The sequence below is a fragment of the Paenibacillus sp. MMO-58 genome (genome assembly GCF_037146255.1).
Lineage (GTDB): Bacteria > Bacillota > Bacilli > Paenibacillales > Paenibacillaceae > Pristimantibacillus.
Genome location: NZ_JBBCVY010000002.1, coordinates 852747 through 871766, shown reverse-complemented (window position 1 = coordinate 871766; position 19020 = coordinate 852747). Strand labels below are relative to the sequence as shown.

The 19020-nt window shown below is 49.5% G+C and carries 17 protein-coding genes; 16 read left to right on the top strand and 1 reads right to left on the bottom strand.

Annotation, left to right across the window (positions count from 1 at the left end; translation table 11 throughout):
- The first annotated feature begins 97 nt into the window (after positions 1-97).
- Together WFJ73_RS09800 and WFJ73_RS09795 are read left to right on the top strand one after the other, a co-directional pair.
- The gene (locus tag WFJ73_RS09800; protein WP_336772841.1) at positions 98-760 is read left to right on the top strand and encodes an MgtC/SapB family protein; all 663 of its coding nucleotides are present in this window, start codon (positions 98-100) and stop codon (positions 758-760) included.
- 27 nt (positions 761-787) lie between these two features.
- Complete coding sequence (locus WFJ73_RS09795; RefSeq protein WP_336772840.1) at positions 788-1255, top strand: nucleoside deaminase; 468 nt, start codon at positions 788-790, stop codon at positions 1253-1255.
- 87 nt (positions 1256-1342) lie between these two features.
- Here WFJ73_RS09795 and WFJ73_RS09790 read toward each other — a convergent pair whose 3' ends face one another.
- Entirely contained in the window at positions 1343-3547 is a 2205-nt protein-coding gene (locus tag WFJ73_RS09790; RefSeq protein WP_336772839.1) for an Ig-like domain-containing protein, read from the bottom strand.
- A gap of 288 nt (positions 3548-3835) precedes the next feature.
- Here WFJ73_RS09790 and WFJ73_RS09785 point away from each other — a divergent pair, with 288 nt between their 5' ends.
- The 14 genes from WFJ73_RS09785 to WFJ73_RS09725 all read left to right on the top strand — a co-directional run bounded on the left by WFJ73_RS09785 (position 3836) and on the right by WFJ73_RS09725 (position 18959).
- Positions 3836-4252 (top strand): hypothetical protein, encoded by a 417-nt coding sequence (locus WFJ73_RS09785; RefSeq protein WP_336772838.1) that lies wholly within the window; start codon positions 3836-3838, stop codon positions 4250-4252.
- Positions 4253-4360: 108 nt separating this feature from the next.
- Positions 4361-4468, top strand: coding sequence for a hypothetical protein (locus WFJ73_RS33365; RefSeq protein ID WP_442955932.1), 108 nt, complete (start codon positions 4361-4363; stop codon positions 4466-4468).
- Between the two features lie 153 nt (positions 4469-4621).
- Entirely contained in the window at positions 4622-4840 is a 219-nt protein-coding gene (locus WFJ73_RS09780; protein ID WP_336772837.1) for a GNAT family N-acetyltransferase, read from the top strand.
- A gap of 199 nt (positions 4841-5039) precedes the next feature.
- Positions 5040-5909, top strand: a complete 870-nt coding sequence (locus WFJ73_RS09775; protein WP_336772836.1) for an AraC family transcriptional regulator — start codon at positions 5040-5042, stop codon at positions 5907-5909.
- Between the two features lie 18 nt (positions 5910-5927).
- A complete protein-coding gene (locus tag WFJ73_RS09770) occupies positions 5928-6473 on the top strand; it encodes a cyclase family protein (RefSeq protein ID WP_336772835.1) in 546 nt (181 codons plus the stop codon).
- A 95-nt stretch (positions 6474-6568) separates the two neighbouring features.
- Positions 6569-6820: a hypothetical protein gene (locus WFJ73_RS09765; RefSeq protein WP_336772834.1), complete on the top strand. Its 252-nt coding sequence runs from the start codon at positions 6569-6571 to the stop codon at positions 6818-6820.
- A gap of 455 nt (positions 6821-7275) precedes the next feature.
- Positions 7276-8208 (top strand): carbohydrate ABC transporter permease, encoded by a 933-nt coding sequence (locus tag WFJ73_RS09760; RefSeq protein ID WP_336772833.1) that lies wholly within the window; start codon positions 7276-7278, stop codon positions 8206-8208.
- 18 nt (positions 8209-8226) lie between these two features.
- Positions 8227-9069 (top strand): carbohydrate ABC transporter permease, encoded by an 843-nt coding sequence (locus tag WFJ73_RS09755; protein ID WP_015845612.1) that lies wholly within the window; start codon positions 8227-8229, stop codon positions 9067-9069.
- A 140-nt stretch (positions 9070-9209) separates the two neighbouring features.
- Positions 9210-10625, top strand: coding sequence for an ABC transporter substrate-binding protein (locus WFJ73_RS09750; RefSeq protein WP_336772832.1), 1416 nt, complete (start codon positions 9210-9212; stop codon positions 10623-10625).
- A gap of 72 nt (positions 10626-10697) precedes the next feature.
- Positions 10698-12515, top strand: coding sequence for a sensor histidine kinase (locus WFJ73_RS09745; protein ID WP_336772831.1), 1818 nt, complete (start codon positions 10698-10700; stop codon positions 12513-12515).
- Positions 12508-14109 carry a response regulator transcription factor gene (locus WFJ73_RS09740; RefSeq protein ID WP_336772830.1) on the top strand — a complete coding sequence of 534 codons (1602 nt, stop codon included), beginning with the start codon at positions 12508-12510 and terminating at the stop codon, positions 14107-14109. Before WFJ73_RS09745 ends, WFJ73_RS09740 begins: the two co-directional genes overlap by 8 nt.
- A 12-nt stretch (positions 14110-14121) precedes the next feature.
- Entirely contained in the window at positions 14122-15963 is a 1842-nt protein-coding gene (locus tag WFJ73_RS09735) for a hypothetical protein (protein ID WP_336772829.1), read from the top strand.
- Positions 15964-17124, top strand: coding sequence for a glycosyl hydrolase (locus WFJ73_RS09730; protein ID WP_336772828.1), 1161 nt, complete (start codon positions 15964-15966; stop codon positions 17122-17124).
- Positions 17115-18959, top strand: coding sequence for a DUF2264 domain-containing protein (locus WFJ73_RS09725; RefSeq protein WP_336772827.1), 1845 nt, complete (start codon positions 17115-17117; stop codon positions 18957-18959). The genes WFJ73_RS09730 and WFJ73_RS09725 overlap by 10 nt, the downstream gene beginning before the upstream one ends.
- Positions 18960-19020: the final 61 nt, after the last annotated feature.

The window sequence follows — 19020 nt, the reverse complement described above, 5'->3', positions numbered from 1 at the left end:
AAGCGACTGTGCTGACATGCACGGTCGCTTTTTGTTATAGTTGCAGGTACTAAAAGTATTGCCAATAGGTTTAAAAACGGATAAAGGAGGAAGCATCATGGAATACGGATTTTTATTGCGGATTATTTTGGCGGGCATGTGTGGGGCACTTATCGGATATGAACGAAAGAGCAGGATGAAGGAGGCTGGCATCCGAACGCATTTCGTAGTAGCAGCCGGCGCGGCTCTAATGATGTTAATTTCTAAATACGGTTTTCAAGACATGATTGGAAAAGGCGATATTGCGCTTGATCCGTCGCGTATTGCGGCTCAAGTGGTGAGCGGTGTCGGATTTCTTGGCGCGGGAATGATATTCATGCAGCGGCAAACGGTTAAAGGATTGACTACGGCTGCCGGAATATGGTTAACTGCGGGCATAGGCATGGCGATCGGCGCGGATCTTTACATTGTGGGAATCGGCACAACGATTCTTATTCTTGCCGCGCAAAAGCTGCTGCATAGCAAGATCAATTGGCTGGCAGCACCGAGGACGGAACAATTATCTATCCGTTTGCGTAACGAGCCGGATGTTTTAAACAATATTTTAGACTTCCTCAAAGATAGAAATATATCGATATTGCATTTTCATACGGAAAAACTTGAAGACTCTTCTGAACTTTCAGTGGACATCACCGTAAAGTTGCCCACAAACTTTGAGATTGAAAAAATGCTTCCACTGATCCAAGAGGTTTCTTATGTAACCGTTGTTGAGATTCAATAGTTTTTTTACATAGAGGAGAAATGAAAAATGACCCAAGACGAGATTTTTATGAGAGAAGCTATCAAGCTTTCTAAGTTAGCCGTAGAGAATGGCAATGAACCTTTTGGAGCGGTACTGGTCAAAAATGGCGAAATCGTATACTTGAGCGAGAACCAGATTTATTCGGCGACGGATCCAACGTTTCATGCGGAAGCAGGCTTGCTGCGGAGATTTTGCGCAGAAACGCATATAACCGATTTGCGGGAATACACCATGTATTCCAGCTGCGAGCCTTGCTTTATGTGCTGTGGGGCGATGGTGTGGACCAAGCTGGGACGTTTGGTTTTCGCGGCAAGCGATATGGATTTATGCGACCTCTTGAATGAGAAGGGGAGTCGGTGCTCAGAGATTGTCTTTGGACATTCCCACCATAAGCCTGAAATCCTTGGGGGCGTATTAAGAGAGGAAAGCTTGATCGTATTAGCCGAGTATTTCTCGCAGCACGCCAAGGGTTAATCAAATGTCAAATGTCACTAATATAAAAAAGCCTTGCTCAACAGCTAAAAATGCTGTGAGCAGGGCTTTTCAATTTTTCAAAAATAGTTACTTCACGGAGACGCGAATGGAGGCAGTTTTACCGCCGAAGGCGGCTTTAATCGTTGCGCTGCCTTTGCGTACCGCTGTAATTTTGCCATCCTTGACGGTAGCGATGGACGTGTTAGAGGAGGTCCATGCTGCGCTGCTCGTCGCGTTCACCGGGTTGCCCGTATAGTAGATGGCCTGCACGCTGATCGTCAAAGTGTCGCCCGCCGACATTTGCGCGGATTTACTGGAGAGCTGCAGCGATTTCAGCTTTGGCGTAACCGTAACGGGAACTTCAACCGTTTTGCCTTGGTATTTGCCCGTCACTTTGGTAGTTCCCACATCAATGGCCTTAACGGAAGATGAACCGCTGATCGTGGCAACATTTTCGTTTGCAGCCACCCAGTTCATTTTGGTACCGATGGAAACCTTCTTGCCGTCCTTGTAATATCCCGTGACTTTAACCGCCTTGGATCGTCCCGGATTCAGCTCAAGCTTCGTTGGTTCAACAACCATCTTAACGATTTCCTCTTCGATCTTAACGCGAACGGAGACGGTTTTGTTCAGATAGCTGCCGGTTAAGGTAACGTTAGAAGCTTCCAGACCCTTTAACGTCTTTTCCAGCAAAACGATGTTGTCGGATGTCGTATTCCATTCCATCGCCTCGGAAATATCGGCTTCCGTACCGTCCTCGTAGACGACCGTAACGTTTGGAAGATTCGTTTCTTTGCCCAAAATAATGCTCATGTCTTTAGCTTCGGATAAAAGCTTGATTGGCTTCAAATGCACAACAAGCTTTACCGTGGCCTTCAGATCCTGCACGGTACCCGTGAAGGTTGTCTCGCCAAGCTGCTTGGCGGTCCAGAGGCCATCCTTAAGCTCGGCAATCTCATCGTCCGCTACGGTCCATTTCACTAGCTTCGAGACATCAACGCTGGAGCCGTCGAACGTGGTTGCCGTAACTTTCGGAAGCTCGCCTTCAATCCCTTTGAACCCGTCGATTGACGTTTTTTCAGCTTTCAGCTTAGTAATGCTTGGGTATACCGTCACATCGATACTGCGGCTAACCCCACGGTAAGCCACGGTAATCTTGGTCGTGCCAACCGCTTTCGGAATGACTTTGCCTTGATCCACGGTGGCGATGGTAACATCGGAAGAAGTCCATGTGCCTACCGTTGTGATGTCCGAAGTGGCGTTCGAATTGCTGAGCACCTCCGCTTTGATCTGCAGAGGAGCGTCCTGCAATTGCATATGGAATTCCTTCTCCGGAGCAATCTTGATGGACTGGTAAGGCGTGCGGACGACAACCGTCAGCGTATCGGATACTCCCAGATAGGAGACCGTGACGGTCGTTTTGCCTGCGCTGACGGCAGTAAGGACGCCTTTGTTTACAGTAAGGACTTTGGTGTTAGCGCTTGTCCATTTGGCTTCGTTTGTGACATCTGAAGTTTCACCGGATTTCAATACGGCGTCTGCTTCCAGTTTGTAATCATCGCCGCCAATTTCAAGCTCCAACAGACCGTTAGCCGCTTCCGGAGTGATAGCAATGGATTTATAAGGCGAAGAGATCGTCAGTTTAATAGCATCCGACTTGCCTTTGTATTTCGCCGTGATCGTAACCGTGCCTGCACCAACAAGCGTGATGCGGCCATCATCGACGGTAGCGATGGACGAGCTGGAAGTTGTCCATGTCGCATCGTCGGTAACGTTCTCTCCGTCTCCGTCAAGCGTGAAGACAAGCGATTGTCCAAGAAGCACATCGGTTAACGCAGCGGGAGCTGCTTGTCCGTTTTGCATAATGGTAACCTGGTTGTATACGTAATCCGAAGTCGCTTTGATCGATAAGGAGAACCCTTTATAGGTAGCGGTGATGGTGGCAGTACCTTTGCCGACGCCGCTTAACACGCCTTTATCAATTTTGACTATAGAGCTGTTGGATGATTTCCAAGTTACGTCGGTCGTTACGTCTTTTTTGGAGGTTGCGCCCGATATGGACGCAAGCACGGTAAGGTTAACAGTGCCGTCCTCGACGTACATTTCCAGCGATGATGTGCTTGGATTGTAATCGGACTCCGCGTAGCTCCATTCGATGCCTGTCACGGTATCCGTCGTCGCCGCCTGTGCGACTCCATCAAGACTAGTCATGACAAGCGTCATGGCAAGTACGGCTGCGAGCCAGCCACGGATCAGCTTGAACGACAGAATTCCTCTGATGTTTTCCTTCACTAATTCCCTTCCCTTTCCATGGAAAATGTTTCTTGCTCTCTTTTGTTAACGGCATAGGAGAGGAGAAAATAAACCCTAACCGTTAAATTTACTATATATAAACATAAAGAAGAAACCGATGGCGGCTTCTGCCTTCATGGAGAACTGTATATGCACACAGAAATAATTGGAAGTTTTCTTCAAGTCTCTTAACGAAAAGTGAGTAACTTTAGTTGCAGGAAATATGGAAACATTTTGATTTTAAACTCGTCAATAGGAAAAGAAACAGGTGTATTGGAGGCGAAAAAAGTGCCAAGAGGATGGATTTTAATAGTTATATTTATGATGATTCTAGGTATTACAGGCTGTGGAAACGATGTATTAGACGGAAAAGAAATTGATAAAATTAGCATAGTATGCGCGGATGAATGCAAGACCGTGATGCCAGCTTCATTTAAAGAGACGGATGTTGTGATTTTTGAGGCAGCAGATGAACTTAATGTATTTGAAAAGGCGATTACCAGAGCGGAAGTAATAAAAGGTGAAGTGGATTATGGTGTTCTCTTTTACATGTATCTTGCGCTGGACGATGGTTCGCAGAAGAAGTACGTGTTGAACATTGCTAAAGAGGATGGACGCAGCGGTTTACTCGTAGATACGTATAGCGGAAAAGGTTACGCTATACCTGTAAATTTAACGGATAAGCTTAGGGCAATTATTTGGTGATATATGGAGTGCTGATTATAACTTGAGGTGGTGGAATATGCTTAATAGATTGCAGGCTGTTTTTATTGATAGAGACGGTACGACGTAATCGGCGATAGGTGGACAGACATGATTGCTGCCAATAGAGCAGGATGTGTGAATATCTTAGTAACAACAGGTTCGGGGGAAAAGGATTTCGAAATTCCAATCCGATCATTTTTTTGGCGAATGGCTTGAAGCTGCCCCAGACTACGTGGCTGAAAATCTATTAGATGCCGTCAGCTGGCTCTTAAAATAACGGAGCAATTAAAGTTCGATTGGAGGAAGTACAATTGAATTTGGAAGTTATGCCACTGGATAGATTTCACGCTCAACAGAGGGTTTCCCGTATTGCGTGTTGAAGCTTTATATTCATCATCCAAGCATCGAAAAAGGGGTGTAGGCAGGACGCTTTTACAGCATGCTATTGATTTAGCCGCATCCAGAAAAGCAGCGCGACTACAGCTCGAAACGGATGAAAATAATGCCCCGGCTCGTGCTTTATATAACCAACTTGGGTTTACGTTGATCCAAGGGAAGGAAGTTTATATGTCTTTTTTACCGCTATAGAATTTATAAGTTCCAAGACAGCGGTAACTAAAATTCTATATGGCGATAAAGGCTACCACTAAACGCGGTCTTGCATCTTCGCAAGGCTACGATAGAGGCTTTCTCATGAAGTCCACCCTGCAGAAGTTGAACTGGAACTGTCGGATGCTAGCAACATCTCCCTGCTATTCTAAAGAAGGAAGGAGGTCATAGCGAAAATATGCTGGAGCAATTAAATGGAGCGTTAGGCTATATCGAACAAAATCTTGAAAACGAGATTGATGAGCAAGAGATCGCAAAGCGTGCTTTCTGTTCAGTGTATCACTTTAAGAGAATGTTTGCTTATTTGGCAGGTATACCGCTTCAAGAATATATCCGCCGCAGACGTCTGACGCATGCCGCGTTTGATTTGCAGGACAAAACCGTCAAAGTAATCGACATTGCCATAAAATACGGATACCATTCTCCGGATTCATTTACGCGGGCTTTTCAAAATTTACATGGTATCACGCCAACGGAAGCGAGAATGACTAACCGCTCATTAACCTCATATCCTCCAATGACCTTCCGAATATCGATAGGAGGCAGTGAGCCAATGAGATACAGAATCGAGCAAAAGGAAGCATTGCAACTAATCGGAGTAAGTAACCGGGTTGTGGCAATTGATCATGGAGAACACCCGGGTGTAGAGCAGATATGGAAGTCTACAAGCGAGAGAACGTATACCCAGCTTAAGTCGCTAAACAATGCAGAGCCGCACGGAATTTTGCATGTAAGTTTCGCTGAAGGTGGTCGCATGCAACGCGAATATGATTATTACATGACTGTTGCTTCCACTGAATCTTGTCCAGATAACTTTTCTCAATTCATTGTACCGGCTATGACGTGGGTTATTTTTGAGGTAAAGGTTCCTTGGGAGAGGGAAAAGTGGCATCGTATTTACGGAGAATGGTTTCCTTCCTCCGGTTACGAGCAAGCTGAAGGGCCTATGATTCAGGTAGGGCCAGACATAGTGGCGGGTCTCGAGAAACAGGTATTCACGGAGGAAATAGATGTCGAGTTGTGGATACCGATCGTTAAAATAAGCTAAAAGGAGCAATCAGCAACGGTGAAAGTCATTGATTTATCTTTACCAATAGAAGATGGTATGCCGGTATATCCCGGCGATCCGGAGGTGCGTGTCAAGATCGCTCATACCTACGAGAGTCATACCTGGGAGCTGCGGCAACTGTTCATGGGCAGCCACTCCGGAACACACGTAGATGCTCCGTCGCATATGCATGCCGGTGCGGCCACCTTGGATGAGCTGCCGGTGGAACGATTTTTTGGTGCTTCGCGTTTAGTTCGGGTTGGAGACTCGGCGTGGCCGGAAGGGCGAGGGTTATTTTTCTGCGAGCTGGCAGGATTGGATTGTTTTGAACGCCTTGCCTCTCTGCGGGCCCCGTTTGTTGGCGGTGAATTGACGGAAGAATTGGAGCGGGCATTGCTCGGGATCAATATCATTACTTATACGGGATTGCAGGGACTGGATCGTCTTCCCATTGATAGTGACTTTATGTTTTACGGGTTTCCTCTGCGGATCGCCGGCGGTGACGGGTCGCCGGTTCGGGCCGTTGCTGTAATTGAATCGGAAGAGAAGGAGGGGCTGTCGTAAGGACAGCTCTTTTTATTTATAGACTGAAAATATAGGCTACACAGTCAAAACTGTGGTATTCTGAAGTTGAATTTCAATGAAGGAAGGGAAATATTATGAATCAAGATAACCCGATTGTCATCCTGATTCAAATCGTTGTCCCGCTGGCGTTGATCTTTCTGTTAACTTACAAGTACATCGATTTCCGTACCAAATCCACGCATTTTGTCTGCCCGGCATGCCGCAGTCCATTTAAGTTATCCAAGAAGGATTTTGCTTTTGCTCTAAAAATGGGAGTTAACAATGAACGTATCGTTACTTGCCCGGTTTGCGGCTATAAAGGCAGTATGCCAATTGAGAAGGACTAACGTTTGATCTTCTAGCGGGATATTAAGTATTCTTACTATAAAACAGCCCGAGGCTGCCCCATCATGGGGCAGCCTCTTTTTCTAGCGAAACTACGTATCGCTATTCGCCCCAAATCGGAGACTTTCTATTTCTAACGAAACTACGTATCGTTATTCCCGGCTTTACCCTATTTTTAGCCTCGAAACGATTAAATAGCGATATGCAGTTTCGTTAGATCAGCAAAACCGCTGTTTTCCGCCATATAACGTTACCACGTTTCGTTAGAATCCAAGAGAACCTCCCGATCTCCAACCAACCGCCCCCCAGAAACGCAACGTTCAACAACTCCCCAGCCAAGAAGTCAATTCTAACAAGAAAAAAGTAAAAATAACGGCATAGGTCGCGTTCCCTCATTCTCTATAATAAAAACAACTTCACTACTTCCTACTATTCTAAGAAATTCGAGGTGCTTAAGATGGAGACTTCACCGCAAGTGATGGGCAAGCTGGAGAAGCCGAAAAAAGTACGCTCGCTGCAAAGCGGAGAGACACTGGCCGGATGGCTGTTCGTGAGCCCGATGCTCATTGGCGTATGTATTCTCGTTCTTCTTCCGATTGTTGCGACAATCGTACTTAGCTTCGCCGACTGGAACTTTGTTCAGGGCTGGAAAGGGATTGATTGGGTTGGCTTCGGCAATTTCAAGAAGCTGTTCCACGACGATCAATTCATCCGCTCGGTTCGCAATAACTTTGTCTTCCTGCTAGCCGTACCAATCTATATGCTGATTTCCATGGTGCTCGCCGTTATCATTGACCGCCATGTTTACTTGAAAAGCTACTTCAAGGTCGCTTACTTCATGCCTTACATTTCCAGCATCGTCGCCGTAGCGATCGTGTGGCAGGTCTTGTTCCAGCCGTCTTACGGCCCGATCAATCAGATTCTGCATACGCTCGGAGTCAGCAACCCGCCGAAATGGATCGCGGATCCGCATTTCGCGCTTGCTTCCATTATGATGATCGTCGTATGGACATCGATTGGCTTCAACATGATTATTTACATCGCGGGCCTGCAGTCGATTCCGAAGGATTTGTACGAAGCGGCCGATATTGACGGGGCGAACGGCTGGACCAAGTTTGCGCGTATTACTTTCCCGCTGCTGTCGCCAACTTCGTTCTTCCTGCTTGTAACCGGCATCATCTCCACCTTTAAAGTATTCGACATTATCGCGGTTATGACGCAAGGCGGGCCAATCGGCTCCACGTCGCTGATGGTATGGTATCTGTACGATACGGCTTTTGTGAATTTGAAGGTCGGCTACGCATCGTCGATCGCGGCCATGCTGTTTATCTTCGTTCTTCTCATTACCTTCGGACAATGGTTTGCGCAGAAAAAATGGGTTAATTACTAACGGAAGGAGACCAACCTCATGGAGACATCTAACACAGCTTTCAACTGGCGTAAAGGCGTTCTAACCGTCCTCATGTTTGCCGTCAGTATCTTGTTCCTGCTTCCGTTCATCTGGATGCTGGTCACCTCGTTTAAGATCGAGAAGGACGTCTTTGTCTATCCGATCGAATGGATTCCCCGCCACTGGCACGCTATCGAGAACTATAAGGAAGTATGGGTAGGGGACTATCCCTTCTGGAAATATTATTTGAATTCCATCAAAATCGCAGTCATCACGACCTGTATTTCGGCGTTGTTCTCATCGCTTGCCGCTTACGGCTTCTCGAAGATCAAATTCAAGGGCAGCAATTTCGTGTTCCTGATCGTGCTTGCCACTTACATGGTGCCAAGCCAGGCGATTCTGATTCCGCAGTTTATTTTGTACCGTCAGATCGGTTTGTTCGACAGCCACTGGGGACTCATTCTTCTCAGCAGCTTCAGCGTACTGGGTACCTTTATGCTCCGGCAGTTCTTTATGGGTATTCACCAGGAGTTTATCGAATCTGCTAAAATAGACGGGGCCAACCATTTCCGGATCTACTGGAGCATCGCCTTCCCGCTGGTTAAACCGGCAGTTGCAACCTACGCGATTCTGCGTTTTATCTGGACCTGGAACGATTACCAGAACCCGCTGATCTTCCTTCGCACGGACCGGCTGTTCACGATTCCGCTGGCTATGCAGAAGTTCACGTCGCTTAGCGGCGAGTTCTACTCGCTAATTATGGCGGCTGCCGTATCGGCGATCCTGCCGCTCCTTATCATCTTCATCATAGGTCAAAAAAGCGTTATCGAGGGTATTGCATTAGGCGGCGTAAAAGGGTAACGGTCATGAAAGCGTTAGCAAGAAAGTCGAATTTGTTGCAATTTAGGTAAAGATAGTTTCATCCTTACCGGATTGCCGCTCACTATAATGAAAACTATCAACATCCTATAACCTTGCATTTCAGAGAGGGGCATTTAGAAATGAAAAAGAGATGGGCATCAGGATTGGCGATTAGTTTACTGCTTACCGGAGTATTGGCAGGCTGCGGAAACTCCAACAACAACAGTGATTCGGGCAACAAGAACGCAAGCGCGGCTCCTTCGACGGAAGCAAGCACGAGCGCAGGCGGCAGTGCTAGCGGAGATCCGGTAAAACTCCGCCTCTACACGTACGGCACGGAGCAAGCGTACAACTGGAAAGCAACGCTGGACGCTTACCACGAGAAGAACCCGAACGTCACCGTTGAGCTTGTGCAGCTGAGCGAAAAAGGCGATACGCAGGAATCGATGAAAAAGCTCGATCTTGCCGTAGCATCCGGCGAGCAAATCGACGTTATGATGTTTAGCGATGCGGCAGGTTACGCACAACGCGTAGCGCTTGGCATGGCAGCTCCGCTTGACGACTTCCTTGCGAAAGACGGCTACAAGGTAGAAGAGGACTACAAAGTCGATACGCACCTGAACGGCAAAGTGTACTCGCTGCCAGGCAAATTCAATCCTTGGTACGTGCTTCTGAACAAGGACAATCTGGACGAAGCGGGACTTGCGGTTCCGACGGACTGGACTTGGGATGAATACGCGGACTACGCGAAAAAGCTTACCAAAGGCGAAGGCGCGACAAAACGTTACGGCACTTACTTCCACGGTCCGCAAAACGGCGGCTGGATGGAATACCTGAAGCTGATGATGGAGAACCAGCCAACCGGATCCGAATTCCTGAAAGCCGACGGTACGTCCAACCTGGATGATCCTAACTTCAAGAAGACGCTTGAGCTTCGCGTGAAAATGGAGAAAGAGGATAAGTCCTCCGTTCCTTACTCGGATATGATCTCGCAAAAGCTGGCTTACCGGAACCAATTCTTTAACCAATCGGCAAGCATGCTGACAATCGGCTCCTGGATGAACACGGAAATCGGCGGCACGGATACTTTGCCTCTGACGTTCCATGTGGCGGTTGCGCCATTCCCGAAAAACAATGCAAGCGACCAATCCGGAATTACTCCGGTTACGACAGACTATGTAGCGGTATCGGAAAGCTCCAAGCACAAAGAAGAAGCTTATAAATTCGTTCGCTGGTACACAACGGAAGGCCAAGTCGTTCAAGGCAAAAACATTCCGGCTTGGAACGGCGTAAGCAACGATCAAGTAGCGGGTATTATCGATACGATTCTTGCCGGCACGAAGAACCCTGAGCTTGTTGACAAAGACAGTCTCGTAAACACGCTCGTGAACTCGAAAGCAACGGAAATTATCGCTCCTGCTTCTTATCAAGCCGAAGTATACAAAGCGATCAACGAAGAGTACGAGAAGCTGATCCTTGGCAACCAAGACGTCGATACTACCGTTGCCAACTCCAAGAAACGCGTGGACGAAATTATTGCGGCGAACAAAAAATAATAAGGTATAATAAATATCCAAAGGGGACGGGAATTACTGTCCCCCTTTTCTATCTAAGGGGGACTTCACGCGATGTACCGCATCAGGTCTTATTTTCATTCCATTCGAGGGAAGCTTTCTTTAGTAGCGGTTATATGCATTCTCATACCCGCCGTTCTAACGATGCTGATCTATAACTCGCTAACCCGTGAAGCCGTAGAACGTCAGGCGAAGGAAAATGCGACGGATTCCATGCAGCTCGTTAACGGTTCGATCAATAATCTGTTTCAAGGCATGCTCAACACAGCGAATTATTTGCAGGCAAACGCGGATATGAAAGCAAGCTTTATCAAGATGCTGAATACGGATTTGGATCCGTACGAGAAGTTTACGGCAACAAGCCGGATTATGCAGCAGCTTGAGACGCTGACTTATATAGGGGAGAAGAGCTACATCACCATTATTCTCACCAACGGGGAGACCTTTACGAACTACTCCAAGGATGAAATGGATCCGCTTACTTTCCAGAAGGAGTCTTGGTTCAACAATCTGAAGCAGCTTACCGGGCTGCAGTCTTATTGGGTGAGTACTTCTCCGACGATTTTTCCTTATGACCGCATAAGCAGTCCGTATCAGATCTCGGTTGCAAGAACGCTCCGGTTCGACAGTACCCGGATTTACGGATACGTTATTGTGACGATGATGGAGAATAAGTTCAGCAAGATCCTGGGCAGCTTGACGGGCAGCCAGGAGGTCGTCCTTGTAGACGGGGACGGCAAAATCCTGTCATCGCCTCAGCTGGAGCAAGTAAACGGGAAGTTCGAATACAGCAAGCAGATGGCGGAAAGGGATCCTCGCGTCGCTTCGTCCATTATTCAAGACGAAGACAAGAAGCTGCTGCTGACAACGGCGGATCTTTCCTTTAATGACTGGCATCTGGTAGCAACGGAGCCTTATCAGGATGCGATCGTGAACATCAGCTCGATTTTTAACCGGGTCTTTTTATTCCAGATCGTATCGTTTATCGCCTTTCTCGTGGTGCTGCTTCTCTTGATGAGACAGCTGACAAAGCCGCTGATCAAGCTGGGGAAGGTAGCTTCAAGCGTGCAGCGGGGCAATCTGGAGGTGCGCTCCAGTATCCGCGGCGCCGACGAGATCGGTAGATTGGGTTTTCTGTTCGACCAAATGCTCGATCGCATTAAAGAGATGATTACCGAGGTATCGCTCACGCAAGCGCGTAAACGCAAAGCGGAGCTGGCGATGCTGCAAGCCCAGATTAATCCGCATTTTCTGTTCAACGTGCTTAATTCGATCCGGATGAAAGTCATGCGGAGCGGGGATCAGGACAGCGCCAAGATGATTGCCTCTTTGTCCAAGCTGCTGCGAATGACGATCAGCCGGGATGAAGACGCCATTATGCTGCATGAAGAAATCGAACTGCTGACGCATTATGTCGAGCTAATGAATCTGCGGCAGAAGGAAGAAGCACGGCTGCTGGTGGACGTAGATGTAACCTCCTTTGATATTCGGGTGCCCCGGTTTATTTTGCAGCCGCTGGTGGAGAACGCTTTGATCCATGGCTTTAACCAAAGTGCCGGCACGATCCGGATAACGGCAGCTAGAAACGAGCACTTCCTCGAGCTGTCGGTGGCAGATGACGGAATCGGCATGGATGTTGAGCAATTGGAACGGTTGAGAGCGCGACTTACGGCTCCGGGATCAGAGGCGGAAGAGATTCAAGAAACCGGGCGTTCGAGAGGCCCCGGAATGTCCGGAATTGGCGTGGCGAATGTCGCGGAGCGCATGCGGATTATGTTTGGGGATGCTTTTCATATCACCGTCGATAGCGATGAAGGAACACGTATTATCATGCATATCCCTATTCGGGAGGAGGGGCGTCCTCATGTATAAAGTGATGCTAGTCGATGACGATTATCCGGTAATCGAGCTGTTATCGGAAGTAGTGGATTGGAAGAAGCTTGGTCTTGTTTTGTCCGGCAAGCATGAGAACGGACTTGCGGCATGGGAGCATGTGCAGGAGGACATTCCGGATATTCTCGTGACCGATATCGGTATGCCGAAGATGGACGGTCTGGAACTCGCGCAAAGGGTAAAAAAATTAAATCCATCGGTACGGATTGTGATTCTCTCTTGCCATAGCGAATTTCAGTATGCCCAACAGGCGATGCGGATGGATGTTCAGGATTATTTGCTTAAGGATCAACTGGATCCGGAGGAATTGATTGGGCTGCTGCAGAAGTTTAAGGAAGGCTTCGACGGCGAACGCCAGCTGTTATCCGAGCAAAACAAGATGAAGCGGATGGTTAGCGAAACCCAGGATTTGCGCAAGGAGAAGCTGTTCCGCGAATTTGTACAGCAGCCGCTTATTTCCGCGGAGCAATGGCAGCGCGATTTCGGCTCCTACGGGTTGTTCAACCCCGGTGAGCTATGTCTTCCCGTAGCCGGTTTTATTGAAAGCTATAACCTGATCAAGAACCGGTTCGATTCGGATCAGACGCTGCATTTCGCGATTAGCAACGTGATGGAGGAATTGCTGGCCGAATTGCCGTTGCGCGTTGTGCATATCGGTTATAGCAGCAGGCAATCCTTGCTGCTCTTCGCTTTTAAGCCGGGTCTCAAGCAAAATGTGTACGATCAAGTGCAGGCCAGCCTTCAAACCGTGCAGCGGACGCTTGGACAGGTGCTGAAGATTCAGATGGCCTTTCTCATTGGAACGGGCTGCGACAATCCGCAGCTGCTGAAGCAGGCATTGTGCAACCTGCTCAAAGCCGATGAACAGCGGTTTTATTTGTCCGAAGGGGAAACGGCCAAATGGCAGAAAGGAGCCCCGCATTCCTCCGGGCTTCTTGCGAGATATGACCAGGCCGCCGCGGAGATTCGCGAAGCGATTATGTCGAAGGACAGCGAAAAAATCAGAACGCTTGCCGGCCAATGGGAAACGCATATCCGCAAGGAACAATACGCTTCCGAGGAAGTAAGGGATTGGGTGCTGAAGCTGCTTATCGATATGAGGCTCAAGCTTCATGCCATGCTGTTCGCCTCCCAGACCTTAACCGCCGAGAAGCTGCATAAGGAAATCGTTTATTTCGATTCGTTGTGGGGATTGTTCGAGTGGTTCCATACGCAGCTTCAGTCTTACATCGCTGCCAGAGAAGAGGCCTTGCCCGTGAGCAAACGCCGCGAGGTTTCGGAAGCCTGCAAGTACGTATCGATGAATTTGGGCAAGCGGATTTCGCTGGAGGAAGTAGCCGCGCATCTGCATATGAATCCAAGCTATTTCAGCCGTTTCTTCAAGAAGGAGACCGGCCTGACCTTTATTGAGTATGTCACCGACCAGAAGATCGAGCGGGCAAAGGAATTGCTCGATCAGACGAATTATTACGTAAGCGAGATTTGCGAAATGCTCGGCTATGACAACCAGAGCTATTTCATCAAGACATTCAAAGCGCAGACGGGCTTAACGCCAACCGAATATCGCGGTTAGGAGGAAAGAAACTTGCGGACGAATTATGAATGGCCGAAAGAATTGCTGGAAGGGTGGCTGACGGATGAGCCACGGGCGGCCAGCGATGTATATACGTACTCCGGTAACAAAGTGGACTGGAGAGGGATAGCGGAATCCCCGGCTTACTCGGACATGATTGGAGAGATTCGGGTAGAGGGAGAACGTCTGCTTGATCGTCCGATTCCCGTTCTGACCCGGGAGATCTATGACCTGTTCGAGAAGAATGGAAACCGCCTGATTTACGAAGGATTGTATTTCGAACGCAGAAGCCGGCTTACTTCATTTGCACTGCTGAATTGTCTTTTCCCCGATTCAACGGAATATCGCCAGGCCCTGATCGATACGATTGAGGCGGTTCTGGAGGAGATGACCTGGTGCTTGCCGGCTCATATGAGAGGGAATGCGGTTGACCGCCATATTGATTTATTTGCCTCCGAAACCGGATTTGCGTTGGCCGAGATTCTGACGATTACGGAACAATCGCTTCCTACTGCACTGCGAGAGGATATTAAGGCAGAGATCGAACGAAGAATATTTGCCCCGTATCTGGATGATCGATTTCCTCCTTATCATTGGGAAGCCGCCGATCACAACTGGGCAGCCGTATGTGCCGGATCGATTGGAGCAACCGCCATTTTGCTAGGCATTGACAAGGAACGAAAAGCGGCTGTCATTCACCGTGCAATCGGGACGATGAATCATTATCTATCCGGCTTTGGGGAAGACGGAGCTTGCGCGGAAGGGCCGGGTTACTGGAATTACGGCTTTGGTTACTTTGTTTATTTCGCCGACTTACTGAAGCGCGCCACCAGCGGGTGTGTGGATTTGCTTGATTCCGCACACGTACGGACTATCGCCAGATTCCAGCAAAAGGCGTATCTCGTGAAGAACCGGCCAGCCAACTTCTCGGATGCGTCGGATCATGTAAGCGTAAACATCGGCTTATCCGATTATTTTGCCTTTCACGTTGAGGACGTAGGCTACGCACCATTAACTATACGGGCAGGCTTTACGGATGATCATTGCAGCCGCTTCGCCCATGCTTTGCGCAATTTGCTATGGTTCAGGCCGGAAGCTCCAAGACAATCGGATTGGCCAAGCGGCAGCTGGTATTTGGCTGATGCCCAGTGGCTGATTTCTCGGGTAAACAATGCTTTCGGCAGCTTTGGCTTTGCAGCCAAAGGCGGGCATAACGATGAACCTCATAATCATAATGACGTGGGCCATTTTATTCTGATTGCGGAAGATGACCCCGCGTTTGCCGTCGATCTCGGGAGCGGGGAATATACGGCGCAATATTTTGGCGAAGGCCGATATGAATACGACTGTACGGGAGCGCAAGGACATTCCTTGCCGATTGTGAACGGTCAGCTTCAGGCTGTTGGCGCGGAGAGCAAGGCTTCCGTGGAATGGGTAGAACAGGGAGAGCTAGCGGACCGGCTTAAGTTGGAGCTTGCAGCTTGTTACCCGGGCAGCGGACTTGCAACGCTTGAGCGCGAATTTGTCTGGCACAAAACCGGACTTCCCGAGCTTGAGGTAACGGATACCTTCCGATTTAGCATTGAAGGCGGGGCAATCACGGAAGCTATCGTCAGCAAATGCCCGCCGTATGTGAGATCAGAAGGTCAGATTGTCTTGAAGGGGACCCGGCGCTCGGTTCTATTGTCCTATGAACCGAGAAGCTTGGACATCTCCATTAACGAATGCTTTTATTCCAATCATTCGGGCCAGGAAGAAGGCTATTATCGCATTTATCTAATTTCGAAAGATGATGAGTCCCTTGAAAGGACGTTTAAACTAAACTTCAAATTTCAGGAACAGGTGGAATCCTAAATGACAAATACAGCTGCTGCCAGCCAGCTCGAAATCGCATCGTGGGTAAATGAGGCTTGGGAACAAACGGTGCAAAAGGTACTGCGGACAAGTGCCCGTATCGGTGCGGAGTTCCCGCATGCGAGCCAAGCCGGCAAATATGTGCTTGAAGCTCCGCACTGGTGGACGGCAGGCTTCTGGCCGGGACTGTTGTGGTTATTGCATGAAGGCGAAGCGAATGCCGACCTTCCTTTCCGCCAGATTGCGGAAGAATGCGAACGGAAGCTGGACCAGGTGCTGGACGGTTATGACCGGCTCGACCACGATATCGGCTTTATGTGGATTCTGACCAGCGTGATCAATTATAAGCTGAATGGCGGAGAAGAGTCCCGCCGAAGAGCGCTGAAAGCTGCGAATTACTTGATGGGTCGCTTTAACCTGAAAGGCAATTTCATTCGCGCTTGGAACCCTTGGAGCGAAGGGGAAGACAACAGCGGCTGGGCGATTATCGACTGTGCGATGAACGTTCCTCTCCTGCAATGGGCAACGCGGGAGACAGGCGATCCGAGATACAGCCATGTTGCGGAAGCCCATATGGGTACCGTGTTGAATCACTTTATCCGTACCGATGGCTCAGTCCGCCACATTGTCAGGTTTGATTCGTTGACCGGCGATGTTGCCGAGTTTATTGGCGGGCAAGGCTATGGACCGGAGTCCGCCTGGTCCCGCGGCACTGCTTGGGCGGTTTATGGTCTGACTTTGGCCGCCAAGCATACAGGCCGTCAGGACCTTTTGGATGCAGCCAAGCAAGTATCGCATTTCTTCTTGTCGCAGCTGCCTGACGATAGCGTGCCGGTATGGGATTTCCGTGCGCCGGAGGAGACGAAATGGCTGCGAGATTCTTCAGCCGGGGCATGTGCGGCATGCGGTCTGCTGCTGCTGGCTGAGCTTGTGCCTTCGCCGGAGGCATCCAGCTATCGCGGCGCCGGAGAGCGGATTTTGAAATCCCTGTACGAGAACTACGGTTCGTTTGGGGAGGATGAGGAAGAAGGACTTATCCTGCATGGAACCAGCCATTATCCGGAACGAAAGAACATGGATGTACCGCTTATTTACGGCGATTATTTCTTTGTGGAGGGTCTCGCGCGTCTTAAAGGAGGCGTCACGATTCCATGGGAGTAAATGCGGCAACCGCTTCGAATCCGCTGCGAAGCAAAGCAGACCTGGAGCTGGCTTTCAGCCAGCTTACTAAGCCGCTTCTGCCGTATTATTCAGCCGGTGGAGCACGATTGGACCTGAACGGATCCGGCGCCGGACAAGCTCCGGAAGTTGCGGGGATGGAAGGCTTCTCCCGTATAGTCTGGGGGCTGGCGCCGCTTGCGGCAGGCTCGGCCAAGGTGGATGAGGAGCTGCTGCAGCTGGTGTTGAAAGGAATAACAAACGGCACCAATCCCGAGCATGAGGAGTATTGGGGCGAGGTTGCCGATTACGATCAACGCCTGGTGGAGATGGCTTCGCTAGGCCTTGCTTTAGCTATTGCTCCGAATCGTTTGTGGGAGCCGCTCGGCGCTGAGGCAAAGCAGCATTTCTACAACTGGTTGAATCAGATTAACAGCCGCAAGGCTCATGATTGCAACTGGCTGTTCTTTCATGTACTGGTTAATGTAGGCTTTTATAAGCTTGGGCTTCCTTACGCGAAGGATCAGCTTGAGGCGAACCTGAATCGGCTGGAGCAGTTTTATCTGGAGGATGGCTGGTACGAGGACGGAGTAAACGGTCATAGCGACTATTACGTGCCTTTGGCTTTTCATTACTGCGGACTGCTGTATGCGGCACTGATGAAGGAAGAGGATCCCGAACGGGCAGCGCGCTTCGAAAAACGCAGTGTTTCATTCGCCGGGCAGTTCGTGAACTGGTTCGCCGAGGATGGCAGGGCAATTCCGTACGGACGCAGCTTGACTTACCGTTTCGCGCAGGGGGCTTTGTGGGGGGCGTATGCTTTCGCCGATGTGCTGCCGTTTGAGCTTGGTGTCGTCAAGGGATTGTATTTGCGCCATCTGCGGTGGTGGTTAAAACAGCCGATTTTCTCGTCGGATGGTATACTAACGGTCGGATACAGCTATCCCAATCTGATTATGGCCGAAAATTATAATGCGCCTGGTTCCGTCTATTGGGCATTTAAAGCCTTTCTGCCGCTCGCTTTGCCAGGCGATCATCCGTTCTGGCAGGCAGAGGAGCTCCCTCTGCCGGAGCTGCCGGCTATTTCGGTGCAGCTAGCCCCGCATCTTGTTGTCTGCAGGCATAGCGAGCGGGATCATATTGCAGCTTTTAACGCCGGCCATCGCGGTACTAACGAGCATACTCATACCTCGGCGAAATACGAGAAATTTGTTTATTCCGCTTCCTTTGGCTTTAGCGTACCCCGTGCGGAGTGGGGGTTGTCCCAAGGCGCTTACGACTCCATGCTTGCTTTAAGCGAGGGAGACAACCTGTATCGCGTCCGCCGGAAAAATGAAGAGACCCACAACGATGGCGATACCCTTACGTCTGTCTGGAAGCCATGGCGGGATGTAACGGTGACGACTTGTCTGATTGCCGGACTGCCTTGGCACTTAAGGATTCACCGGATCGAGACTGCAAGAGAGCTGGATGCGGCCGAAGGAGGCTTTGCTCTTCCGCTTGACGCAACGCTTGCCGTCAGCAAGCAAGCTTGCAGCTTAATCGGTCTTACCGGCTTTGGCGGCAGCGGAATCTCGGGCATTCGCGGCTATGAGCGAGCCGAGCTTATTCAAGCCCAGTCCAATACCAATCTAATGCATCAGCGGACGGCGATTCCTACGCTCCAGGCAAAGCTTCAGCCGGGTACGCATATTCTGATTGCTGCAGTCTACGGAGAGCCGGGCGCGCTGGAAGAGGTTCAACCTGAGCAATGGCAGCAGTCAATCCAGCTGTCCGTGCATGATGATCGAATCCGGGCGGTTAGTCCTTCCGGCAAAGAAATCGTCATTAGCCTATAAGGGAATGAACCGCTGGCGCCCAAGCTGCATACGATAATGGCAGAAGCCTACTGGGGGAATG

Bases quoted from the DNA above. Each gene is read 5' to 3' on its own strand.
- WFJ73_RS09750 (WP_336772832.1), top strand. From the start codon at position 9,210: ATGAAAAAGAGATGGGCATCAGGATTGGCGATTAGTTTACTGCTTACC.
- WFJ73_RS09795 (WP_336772840.1), top strand. From the start codon at position 788: ATGACCCAAGACGAGATTTTTATGAGAGAAGCTATCAAGCTTTCTAAG.
- WFJ73_RS33365 (WP_442955932.1), top strand. From the start codon at position 4,361: ATGATTGCTGCCAATAGAGCAGGATGTGTGAATATCTTAGTAACAACA.
- WFJ73_RS09765 (WP_336772834.1), top strand. From the start codon at position 6,569: ATGAATCAAGATAACCCGATTGTCATCCTGATTCAAATCGTTGTCCCG.
- WFJ73_RS09755 (WP_015845612.1), top strand. From the start codon at position 8,227: ATGGAGACATCTAACACAGCTTTCAACTGGCGTAAAGGCGTTCTAACC.
- WFJ73_RS09775 (WP_336772836.1), top strand. From the start codon at position 5,040: ATGCTGGAGCAATTAAATGGAGCGTTAGGCTATATCGAACAAAATCTT.
- WFJ73_RS09725 (WP_336772827.1), top strand. From the start codon at position 17,115: ATGGGAGTAAATGCGGCAACCGCTTCGAATCCGCTGCGAAGCAAAGCA.
- WFJ73_RS09760 (WP_336772833.1), top strand. From the start codon at position 7,276: ATGGAGACTTCACCGCAAGTGATGGGCAAGCTGGAGAAGCCGAAAAAA.
- WFJ73_RS09730 (WP_336772828.1), top strand. From the start codon at position 15,964: ATGACAAATACAGCTGCTGCCAGCCAGCTCGAAATCGCATCGTGGGTA.
- WFJ73_RS09745 (WP_336772831.1), top strand. From the start codon at position 10,698: ATGTACCGCATCAGGTCTTATTTTCATTCCATTCGAGGGAAGCTTTCT.
- WFJ73_RS09800 (WP_336772841.1), top strand. From the start codon at position 98: ATGGAATACGGATTTTTATTGCGGATTATTTTGGCGGGCATGTGTGGG.
- WFJ73_RS09740 (WP_336772830.1), top strand. From the start codon at position 12,508: ATGTATAAAGTGATGCTAGTCGATGACGATTATCCGGTAATCGAGCTG.